General features: G+C 66.7%; 12 protein-coding genes and 1 riboswitch. Of the genes, 4 read left to right on the top strand and 8 right to left on the bottom strand.

Annotation, left to right across the window (positions count from 1 at the left end; translation table 11 throughout):
* The 3 genes from gcvPA to gcvT form a co-directional block, all read right to left on the bottom strand.
* On the bottom strand, window positions 1-870 hold an 870-nt coding region (gene gcvPA, locus VGI62_RS00295), incomplete at its 3' end, for an aminomethyl-transferring glycine dehydrogenase subunit GcvPA (protein WP_331502381.1).
* A 107-nt stretch (window positions 871-977) separates the two neighbouring features.
* Complete coding sequence (gcvH, locus tag VGI62_RS00290; RefSeq protein ID WP_331502380.1) at window positions 978-1343, bottom strand: glycine cleavage system protein GcvH; 366 nt, start codon at window positions 1341-1343, stop codon at window positions 978-980.
* A 118-nt stretch (window positions 1344-1461) separates the two neighbouring features.
* Window positions 1462-2595 (bottom strand): glycine cleavage system aminomethyltransferase GcvT, encoded by a 1134-nt coding sequence (gene gcvT, locus VGI62_RS00285; protein WP_331502379.1) that lies wholly within the window; start codon window positions 2593-2595, stop codon window positions 1462-1464.
* Between the two features lie 169 nt (window positions 2596-2764).
* Window positions 2765-2860: riboswitch (glycine riboswitch) on the bottom strand.
* Between the two features lie 137 nt (window positions 2861-2997).
* Between gcvT and VGI62_RS00280 the strand changes: the two genes are divergently transcribed.
* Window positions 2998-3393 (top strand): hypothetical protein, encoded by a 396-nt coding sequence (locus tag VGI62_RS00280; RefSeq protein ID WP_331502378.1) that lies wholly within the window; start codon window positions 2998-3000, stop codon window positions 3391-3393.
* Between the two features lie 18 nt (window positions 3394-3411).
* Here VGI62_RS00280 and VGI62_RS00275 read toward each other — a convergent pair whose 3' ends face one another.
* Window positions 3412-3753: an MliC family protein gene (locus VGI62_RS00275; RefSeq protein ID WP_331502377.1), complete on the bottom strand. Its 342-nt coding sequence runs from the start codon at window positions 3751-3753 to the stop codon at window positions 3412-3414.
* Window positions 3754-3907: 154 nt separating this feature from the next.
* On the bottom strand, window positions 3908-4222 hold the full coding sequence (locus VGI62_RS00270) for a hypothetical protein (protein WP_331502376.1): 315 nt from the start codon (window positions 4220-4222) through the stop codon (window positions 3908-3910).
* Window positions 4223-4419: 197 nt separating this feature from the next.
* Between VGI62_RS00270 and VGI62_RS00265 the strand changes: the two genes are divergently transcribed.
* Together VGI62_RS00265 and VGI62_RS00260 are read left to right on the top strand one after the other, a co-directional pair.
* Window positions 4420-4974: a hypothetical protein gene (locus VGI62_RS00265; RefSeq protein ID WP_331502375.1), complete on the top strand. Its 555-nt coding sequence runs from the start codon at window positions 4420-4422 to the stop codon at window positions 4972-4974.
* 49 nt (window positions 4975-5023) lie between these two features.
* Window positions 5024-5803: a tryptophan 2,3-dioxygenase gene (locus tag VGI62_RS00260; RefSeq protein WP_331502374.1), complete on the top strand. Its 780-nt coding sequence runs from the start codon at window positions 5024-5026 to the stop codon at window positions 5801-5803.
* Between the two features lie 23 nt (window positions 5804-5826).
* Here the strand turns inward: VGI62_RS00260 and argS are convergent, their stop codons facing one another.
* Together argS and VGI62_RS00250 are read right to left on the bottom strand one after the other, a co-directional pair.
* Window positions 5827-7599 carry an arginine--tRNA ligase gene (gene argS, locus VGI62_RS00255; RefSeq protein WP_331502373.1) on the bottom strand — a complete coding sequence of 591 codons (1773 nt, stop codon included), beginning with the start codon at window positions 7597-7599 and terminating at the stop codon, window positions 5827-5829.
* Between the two features lie 64 nt (window positions 7600-7663).
* On the bottom strand, window positions 7664-8386 hold the full coding sequence (locus VGI62_RS00250) for a Tat pathway signal sequence domain protein (protein WP_331502372.1): 723 nt from the start codon (window positions 8384-8386) through the stop codon (window positions 7664-7666).
* Window positions 8387-8528: 142 nt separating this feature from the next.
* Here VGI62_RS00250 and ispH point away from each other — a divergent pair, with 142 nt between their 5' ends.
* The gene (gene ispH, locus VGI62_RS00245; RefSeq protein ID WP_331502371.1) at window positions 8529-9497 is read left to right on the top strand and encodes a 4-hydroxy-3-methylbut-2-enyl diphosphate reductase; all 969 of its coding nucleotides are present in this window, start codon (window positions 8529-8531) and stop codon (window positions 9495-9497) included.
* A gap of 57 nt (window positions 9498-9554) precedes the next feature.
* Here ispH and VGI62_RS00240 read toward each other — a convergent pair whose 3' ends face one another.
* On the bottom strand, window positions 9555-9779 hold the full coding sequence (locus VGI62_RS00240) for a hypothetical protein (protein WP_331502370.1): 225 nt from the start codon (window positions 9777-9779) through the stop codon (window positions 9555-9557).
* Window positions 9780-9852: the final 73 nt, after the last annotated feature.

The following is a 9852-nucleotide window of genomic DNA, read 5'->3' as shown; positions in this document are numbered from 1 at the left end:
CCCCGGCATGCTGCGCACCAGTTTCTCGCGACAGGCGAAGAGGCCGACGTATGGCCCACCGAAGTTCAGCGCGTTGCCGATCGACTGGCCTTCGGCCACGGCGATGTCGGCGCCCATCTCGCCGGGCGACTTCAGGAGGCCGAAAGACACCGCCTCGGTCGTGACCACGATCAGCAGTGCGCCCGCGGCATGCGCGGCCTTTGCGATCTTCGTTACGTCGGTCACGACGCCGAAGACGTTCGGCGTCTGAACCACCACGCACGCGGTCTCCGCGTCGATGGCGGCGATGACGTCGGCCTCGGCGTCGACGGCGGCCTTCTGGCGCACAATTTCCATGCCCTCGGCGTGGGCGATAGTCTGAGTGGTGGCGGCGTAGTGCGGGTGAAGGCCGCCGGAGAGGATCGCCTTCTCGCGGCGCGTCACGCGCTGGGCCATCATCACAGCTTCGGCGCAAGCGGTGGAGCCGTCGTACATTGAGGCGTTGGCGACCTCGAGGCCGGTGAGCGCGGCGACCTGGGTCTGGAACTCGAACAGCACCTGCAGCGTGCCCTGCGCGATCTCCGGCTGGTAGGGGGTATAGCTGGTCAGGAACTCGGAGCGCTGGATGATGTGGTCGACGCTGGCCGGCACATGATGGCGGTAGGCGCCCGCGCCGCAGAAGAACGGCCCCGCGCCGGCCGACCGGTTCATCGCCGCGAGCGCGCCGAGTTCGCGCTCGACCTCCAGCTCGCCTGCCCGCGGGGGAAGGTCGAAGAGCTCTCTCTTCCGAGCAACGGCAGGCACGTCGACGAACAGGGCGTCGATGTCGGGAGCGCCGATGACGCCGAGCATCTCAGCGCGGTCTTCGACGGTGAGGGGGAGGTATCTCATGCGGTCTCTGATCCATCCGCCCGTTCCCGCGAAGGCGGGTATCAGAGCGGGGCCTATACGGGGGGCGAGAAATCTGGGTCTCCGCCTGCGCGGAGGTCGGCGGGTCCCTAGAGCGTCTGCAGGTAGGCCTCGTAGGCGTGGCGGTCCATGAGGGCGTCGACCTCGGCGGGGTTGGCGAGCTTGAGCTTGGCGAACCAGCCGCCGGCCTCCGGGGCGGCGTTGACGGTTTCCGGAGCATCGGCGAGGGCGCCGTTGGCCTCGACCACCTCGCCTGAGATTGGGGCATAGACGTCGGAGGCGGCCTTGACGCTCTCGACCACGGCAAATCCGTCCCCAGCCTTCACCGCCTTGCCGACGTCGGGGGTCTCGACGAACACCACGTCGCCCAGTTGCTCGGCGGCATAGGCGGTGATGCCGACGGTGGCGACGTCACCGTCGACCTCGACCCATTCGTGATCCTTGGTGAAGCGCATGGCTAAGATCCTTCGGTTGGAAATATCGCGGCTCGGCTCCCGCAGAGGCGGGGACGCGCGCAGCGAGTCGGTTTGAATCCCGGCGCACGCCGGGACGAATGGGGCGAGCGGGCATTGCTCATCCGGCTGCCTTGCGGACGTAGCGGTGTGGGACGAAGGGGGCTTTTACGACCTCGGCGGCCTGTGGTTTGCCGCGGACGATCACCTTCAGCTGGGAGCCTACGCCGGCGTGGGCGGGGGTGACGAAGCCAAGCGCGATGCCCTGTTTGAGGCTGGGCGAGAAGCCACCGGAGGTGACCACGCCGATGACGGCGCCGGACGCATCGGCGATCTCGGCCCCCTCGCGGGCCGGGGCGCCCTCCAGCACCTTCAGCGCCACCCGGACGCGGGCAGGGCCCTCGGTCAGCTCCTTGACGATGCGCGCCGCGCCCGGGAAGTCACGCTGCTCGCGGCGGTTCTTGTTGACCGCAAAGAGGAGGTCGCCTTCGACAGGGCTGACCGTCTCGTCGAGGTCGTGGCCATAGAGCGGCAAGCCGGCTTCCAGGCGCAGCGAATCCCGCGCGCCGAGCCCGATCGGTTTCACCCGCGGGTCGGAGAGCAGTGTGTTCCAGACCTCGACGGCCGCGGCCGCCGGGATCGAGATCTCGTAGCCGTCCTCACCAGTGTAGCCGGAGCGCGAAACGATCAGGTCCTGGTCGAACGCGCGGATGGGGCGAACATCCATGAACACCATCGCCGCGGCCTCAGGCGCATGGGCCTGGAAGACCTGGGCGGCTTCCGGGCCCTGCAGCGCCAGGAGCGCCCGGTCCTCCAGCCGCTCGATGGTCACCTGACCGGCGAGTTCGCCGTCGATGACCTTGAAGTCGTTGTCCTTGCAAGCGCCGTTGACCACGACATAGAGGCCGTCGTCGTCTGGGCGCCCGGCCATCAGGTCGTCGATGATCCCGCCCGAGCGATTGAGCAGCACGGAGTACTTCTGCTTGCCGGGTTTGAGGTTGATGAAGTCGCCGGGAACAACTTCCTCGAAGGCCGCGAGCGGGGCGACGCCGCGCAGGCGCGCCTGGCCCATATGGCTGACGTCGAAGAGGCCGGCGTGCTCACGCGTCCAAAGGTGCTCCTTAAGCACGCCCTCGGCGTATTGCACGGGCATGTCGTAGCCCGCGAAGGGGACCATCCGCGCGCCGGCCGCGATGTGCGCCGCGTGCAGGGGCGTCGTCTTGAGCGGGGCGTCGGTATCGGTGGGGGCGGACAAAGGCGGACTCCGGCTGACGATGGGGCGGTCAGCCGGGTGCGAGCCCTGGCGTTCCGCGCCCCCGCTGTCCTTGGGCCTGAGAGATTTCGGACCGCCATTGGTTCGGCGTGTCCCCTGCTCCTTCGGCGGGCGGCCTTCTCCACGAAGGACGCCACTTTCCAGCGTGCATCAGCTCATCGCGGTCCGTTTGCCTGAGCGTTTCCGGGGCGGTTGCGCCTTCGGCTCCGGGTTCCCGAGGGGCCCCGATCTCTCCCGCGAGAGTCGAGGCGGAACCTGATGGAGCGGGGAGGCGGTGTCAATGAGCGTTGGTCGCTCCAGCGTTGAAGTTGTTCAATGCGGACGCGGGCCGGGCAGAAGGGGTATAGTGCCCCTTCAATGCAGCCCTAGCGTTCCGATATGGCCATGATCCTCAATCCCCTCCCTGCGGCCGCTGTTGCGGCCATCCTACTCGCCGCGACCGCCGCCGACGCCGCTGTCAATCCAGCGCCGAATCGCGCCTGCTTCGCCAGCAACACCTGGACGGGCTGGAGCGCGCCGGGCGAAGGAGATGTGCTCTACCTCAAGGTCGGCCTGAACGACGTCTATCAGGTTGACCTCACGCGCGGCTCGCACGTCCGCAAGGATGGGAGCAACTTCATCGTCAACCAGATCCGTGGATCGAACTGGATCTGCTCGGCCCTGGATCTCGATCTGACCCTGTCGGACCAAAGAGGCTTCCGCCAGCCGCTCATCGCCCGTTCCCTGCGCAAACTCACGCCGGCGGAGATCGCGGCGATCCCGCGCAAAGACCTTCCCTGACGCGGTAGCGTCGCCAGGTCAGCTTATCTTGGTCTTGCAGTTCGTGAAGGGTACTTGCGTGCCCTTCACGACCACTGATTTGCCGTCGGTCCAGAAGCTCACTTTGGCGCCGTCGAACTCCGCGCCATTGGGGCTAGGCGTTCGTTTGAGGTCGTAGCGCTTGTTGCCGTTGCTGGTGGTCATTTGCGCGCTCTTCGCGTCGTCCGAGTCGTACGACATCATGAACGCGTTGCCGCCGTCGCATTTATAGAAGGCCTGGCTGAAGTCATTCATCGGCGGCGTGGTCGGAGGCGCGGCCAAGGTCGGGGCTGCAATCGCGGCGAGCGTCGCAACGGCGCACAGTATGGGAACAGTCTTCATATCGAGGTGTCCTCCCCTGATATCTTAAGTGCTCCTACTGAATATATGACTCATGTTCCGACTCGCGGGAAGGGCCGCCTCAGTTACCGCGCGCCTGTTCACGCTTGGTCCGTCGCGGTTGTGGGTTCCGTTGTTGTTCCTTGCGTTCCTGGGGTCAACGAAGATCCCGGTAACAGAAGCCGCAGCGGCGCGAGCCCCAGGGGTCGGGCGCGGACCGGGGGCAATCCTTCGGCATCACCGCGTTGAGAATGTTCACCAGGCCTTCACCGGGGGCGAAGCGCTGCTGGAGTGCGGCCAGGCGGATCTTGCCGGTGCGGCTGCAGTCCCGGTTGAGGCAGGAAAACCGCACATAGCCCTGGCTATCGGCGGGCGCTTCGGCGAGCGTCCGCTGGGTTCGCATGGGGGCGAAGTCGCGGGCGTGCAGCGATCCAATGGGCAGGGGACCGGAGGGCTTATGGGGCGGCGGCATGAATAGAACATAAGCAGAACATAGGGGCTTTTGCGAGTCCGATCGGGGCTGCGGCGGCCGGCCGTCGCTCCTATCCCTCCAGGTTGGACGGGATACCAGTCATCAGCCTACGGAGAGTGCGGCCTTCCCCAATTGCCCGACGCGTGCGCTAATCTGCGGCGTGCGATCGGCGGTGGCGCGGGGATGACGTCCGGCAGATGTTCAGGGTGATGATCATTCGCCATGGCGAGAAGCACACCAACGGCGGGCCGGATCGCGGGGTCAATATCGAGGGCGTGCACGCCAAGCATGAACTGACGATACGCGGCTGGCAGCGGGCCGGGGCGCTGGCGCCGTTCTTCTCACCGCGGGGCGGCATGCCGGCGGGCTCGCCGATCTCGACGCCACGGTCGATCTTCGCGTCCGCCGCGACCACGCTCAGCCCCAGCCTGCGGGCTCAGCATACGGTTCAACCGCTGGCCGCCCTGCTCGGACTTGGGATCGATAGCCGCTTTCCGGAGGGGGAAGAGGCGGCAATCGCCGCCGCCGTGCTGCAGGCCCCGGGTCCGGTCCTGATCGCCTGGCATCACAGCCATATCGTCGGTCTGGCGCGCGCGATCGCGGGCGATGCGATCGGATGCCCGCAGGCCTGGCCCGATGAGCGCTTCGACGTGGTCTGGATTCTCGACCGTAGCGAGGACCACGGCGGCGGCTGGACGTTCTCGCAGATGCCGCAGCAGCTCTTCGCCCACGATCGCGCCGAGCCGATCTGAGCTTGCGGCATCTGGCCATCGGCGTGCCGAACGCCTATGGCCGCAGGTCATGGACTACGGCGACTACCTGCAACTGGATACGCTGCTCAGTGCGCAAGGTACGGCGACGGCTGAGCACGACGAACTCCTCTTCATCGTGATCCACCAGGTCACGGAGCTTTGGCTGAAACTGTCGATCCATGAGATCCGCAGCGCTCGCGGCGATATTCGTGGCGACGACCTGCGCGCGGCGTTCAAGACCCTCTCGCGGGTGGCGCGGATCCAGGCCCATATGATCCAGGCCTGGGAGATCCTGGCGACGATGACCCCTTACGACTACGCCAACTTCCGCCAGAGCCTGGGGGCGAGCTCGGGGTTCCAGTCGTTCCAGTACAGACAGCTCGAGTTCCTGCTAGGCGCCAAGGACCGGCGAATGCTCGAATCGCATGAAGCCGGCACGGCGCGGCGCGAAGACCTGGAAGAGATCCTGGACCAGCCCAGCCTCTACGACGAGGCCCTGCGGCTGCTGGCGCGGCGAGGATTCGACATCCCGACCGACCATGTGGAGCGCGACTGGAGCGAACCTTACGCCGCGAGCCCGAAGGTTGAAGCAGCCTGGCTGGAGGTCTATCGCAAAACAGAAAGGTTCTGGGACCTCTACGAGCTCGGCGAGAAGCTGGTCGACCTGGAGTACCGCCTGCAGCAGTGGCGCTTCACCCATATGAAGACCGTCGAGCGGATCATCGGTTTCAAACGCGGGACAGGGGGGTCGGAGGGGGTGAACTACCTCGTCAAGGCGCTCGACCGGAAGCTGTTCCCCGAGCTGCTCACGCTGCGGACTGCGATGTAGCGCGGACGTCTTCCGCCTCTTGCCTACATCCGCTCGGGAACGGCGATCCCCAGAACGTCGAGGGCCTGTTCGAGCTGGGCCAGCGTGGTTCGGGCCAGAGCCAGCCGCGAGGCGCGGGTGGCGGGCTCGGCCTGAAGAATCGGGCAGGCCGCGTAGAACTTCGAAAAGGCCTGGGAAAGCCGGTAGGCATGTTCGGCCACCGCGTTGGGCGCCTTCTTGTCATAAGCCTCGGTGAGTGCGCCTTCGAAGGCGTCGAGGGTCAGGACAAGTTCACGCTCGGCGGCCTCGGTGACGGAGATCGGGCCGGGCTGGACGCCCGCCTCGGCTGCACGGCGCAACAGGGACTTCACGCGTACCGCCTGATAGAGCAGGTAGGGGCCGGTCTTTCCCTCGAAGCTGGTGAAGCGGTCGAGGTCGAATACGTAGGAGGTGCCCCGGAAGTTCTGCAGGTCGGCGAACTTCAGCGCCGCGACGGCGACTTTGCCGGCGATGTCTTCGAACTCGTCGGCCGGAAGGTCTTCGCCCAGGCCGGCCTCGTGCAGCCGCTCGCGCGCCTTCTCGCGGGTCATCTCGATCATGTCGGCGAGCTTCAGGACGCCGCCCTCGCGGGTCTTGAAGGGCTTGCCGTCACTCCCGTTCATGGTGCCGAAACCGACGTGCTCGAGCTGGCCTTCCTTGGCGTAGCCGGCGAGATAAGCGGCACGGAAGACGATTTCGAAATGGTCGGCTTGGCGCTGGTCAACGCAGTAGATGACCAATTGGGGATCGAAGGTCTGTTTGCGGTCGAGGATGGTCGCAAGGTCGGTCGTGCCGTACATCGCCGAGCCCTCGGACGACACCACCAACAGCGGCGGCAGCTCGCGCCTGTCGCCTTCGCGGACCACGCGGATGATTCGCGCGCCCTGGTCGAGGGCGAGCAGGCCCTTGGCGTCGAGCTCGGCCACCATTGGCTCAATCAGATGATCAACGTCGCTCTCACCCTTCCAGAGGTCGAAGTCGACGCCCAGGGCGTGGAAGTCGCGCGTAAGCGCGACCTGCGTCACGTCGTGGAAACGTTTCCACAGGGCGTAGTAGCCGGGCTGCTTTGCCTGCAGGCCGGCGGTGATCTTGCGGGCGCGTTCGCGGTAGGCCGCTTCCTCTTTCCCCCGCGCCGCGGACTCCGGATAGAGTCGGTCGAGGTCGGCGAGCGTCACGGCGTCGAAGGCCGCAGCGTCGGCCGTTTCGCCGGCATTCAGGCGCTCGACCGCCTCGGCGATCCTGGGGTTCTCGTCGGTGACGGCGCCGATCAAGAGGCCCATCTGGTAGCCCCAGTCGCCGAAGTGGGCGTCGCCCAGCACCTCGTCGCCGCGAAAACGGTAGAGCCGCTTGATCGCCTCGCCGATGATCGAGGCGCGCAGGTGGCCTACATGCATCGGCTTGGCGACGTTGGGGCCGCCATAGTCGACCAGCACCCGGCGCGGGACGCGGACCTTCTCAGCGCCCAGTCTGGGATCGGCCGCGATCACCTGGGCGCGATCGGAGAGCGCCTGATCGGTGAGCTTGAGGTTGATGAAGCCCGGGCCGGCGACTTCGACGCCCGCAAGCCTGGGATCGCCCGCCAACCGCCCGGCGACGGCGGTCGCGATCTCGCGCGGGTTCTTTCCGACGCGCTTGGCCGCGGCGAGCGCGCCGTTCGACTGGAAGTCTGCAAGGTCGGGCCGGTCCGAGGTCGTCACGCGCCCCAGTTCGCCCGGCAAGCCAAGTTCGGCGAAAGCGGCCTCGACCGCCTCGCCCAATGAAACCTTGAGATCGCTCATAGGGGCCCGCCATCGCGCGCGACGACAGGCGTCGTCGCCTCGCCGGGCCCCCGCTTCTGGTCGCTCATCGGCGGGTCGTGTTGTCCCCGGTCGCGACGGCGGTCGCCCCGGCGTTCACGCGGAAACGCTTACCCTGGCGGTTGAATTCGGCCATCTGCGGCGTGACGTCGAAGCCCACCAGGATCTCGAAGTTGGCCCCTGAGGTCGTGGCTGATCCGCGCGGAATGACCACACTGGAGATCGAGTCGGTCACGAAGACCCGGTCCTTCCCGGCCGGGAAGTTCACCGGCAGGTCGAAGTTCTGGCGGGCGATAACGTCGCGATTCCGGTCGGTGACTGCGACCCAATAGTGGTAGGTCTTGGAGGAGCCTTGGGCCATGGGACCCTTGCCGAGCTCGAACAGGATGTCCATCGAGACGGTGATCGGCTGGTCCTCCTTGTACTGGCAGCCGGCCGAGATGCCCTGGACCTCGCCCGTGAAGCCGACGTTGGCCGAGGCCTCGCGATCGTCCTTGAACTCGACGTAGCGCCCGGCGTCATAGAGCGTCTTCACAAAGGGGCAGGGGCCGGCATTGCGCAGCTGCGGAAGCGCGGCCTGATTGTCGCCCCAGTCCTTGTCCTTCTTCTTTTTCTTGGCGTCGTCCTGTTCCTGCTTGCGCTGGTCGTCCCCCTGGCGGCCGGCGCCGCCAACCCCGCCGCCCCCAGGCCCACCGGGATACTGCGCATGGGCGGCAAGGGGCGCTGCGGCCATAAAGGTGGCTGCGGCGAGCAGGATAAGGCGGCGCATGGCTGGCGTCCGTAACTGGAGAGCGCGAGAGGGTCGCGCCAGAGGCGTCGTAGTACAGCCTCGCGAATGCGGCGGCAACGCGGCTGGCGGCCGCGCGTGCGACCCCTTACCTTGCCGGCCCGCCTGCTTTACTCGGACGATGATGTCGCAGCCTCACGCCTTCCGTCCGCCGCTCACCGTGCTGCTCGCCACCCCCCGTGGCTTCTGCGCGGGTGTTGACCGGGCGATCCAGATCGTCGAGCGGGCGATCGCGAAATATGGGGCCCCGGTCTATGTGCGTCACGAGATCGTCCACAATCGCCATGTCGTCGAGCGGCTGAAGGCGCTGGGCGCGATCTTCGTCGAAGAGCTCGACGAGTGCCCCCTCGACCGGCCCGTGGTGTTCTCAGCGCACGGGGTGCCGAAGGCAGTGCCGGCCGAGGCGAAGTCGCGCAGGATGCTCTACCTCGACGCCACCTGCCCGCTGGTCTCAAAGGTGCACGTGGAGGCTGGCCGCCACTTCGACGCCGGCCGTGAGATCGTGCTGATCGGCCATGCCGGCCACCCGGAGGTGGTGGGCACCATGGGCCAGCTGCCGGAAGGTGCGGTGGTGCTGATCGAGACCACGGAGGATGCGCGCGCCTTCACGCCCCGCGATCCGTCGAACGTGGCCTTCGTCACCCAGACCACCTTGTCGGTGGACGATACCGCCGAGATCGTCGCCGCCCTGCGCGCTCGCTTCCCAGCGATAGCTGCGCCGCACAAGGAAGACATCTGCTACGCAACCACCAACCGCCAGGAGGCGGTGAAAGCGGTGGCCGCGCGGAGCGACGTGCTGCTGGTGTTGGGGAGCGCCAATTCCTCCAATTCCGTTCGTCTTGCGGAAGTCGCCAGGCGTGCTGGATCGGCGGCCTATCTGATCGACGACGCCGACGGCCTCGATCTCGCCTGGTTGTCCCGCGCCGCGGTGGTCGGCGTCACCGCCGGCGCCTCGGCGCCGGAGGTGCTGGTGCAAGGCGTTATCGGACGCCTCGCGCAAAGCTATGAAGTGTCGGTGGAAGAGATCGACGCAAAGCGCGAGACGGTCAGCTTCAAACTTCCGAGGCTTCTGGAGAGCCTAAGCCAAAGCTAGGACGCCCGGGTCGTACGCAGAAGTCGAGGAGCAGATTACGCCGGTGAACCGCCGGGTCTAGCTCAACTGTTCGAAGGTGCGGCGGTAGCGGCGCAGGAAGGCGCGGCCACGAGCGTGATTGTCTTCGATCCACGTCTGGCGCTCCGCAATCAGCAGGACGCCGTCTGACGAGAGTTCCAGGTGAAGGGTGTCTCCGACGCGGGCGCCGAGAGTTTCGACGGCGTCGTCATCGAGGACCAGTGCGAGGCGTCCGTCGACTTGCTCGAGCTTGCAAGAAATCATGGTGGGCTCCCGGAGCAGATCCAAACGCTAACACAATGGTCGGCCGCCGTCTTGGCTGCGTCCTCCCGTCTTT

Origin of the sequence: Phenylobacterium sp., assembly GCF_036495085.1 — a bacterium.
GTDB lineage: Bacteria > Pseudomonadota > Alphaproteobacteria > Caulobacterales > Caulobacteraceae > Phenylobacterium.
This window is presented reverse-complemented; position numbering and strand designations above follow the sequence as displayed.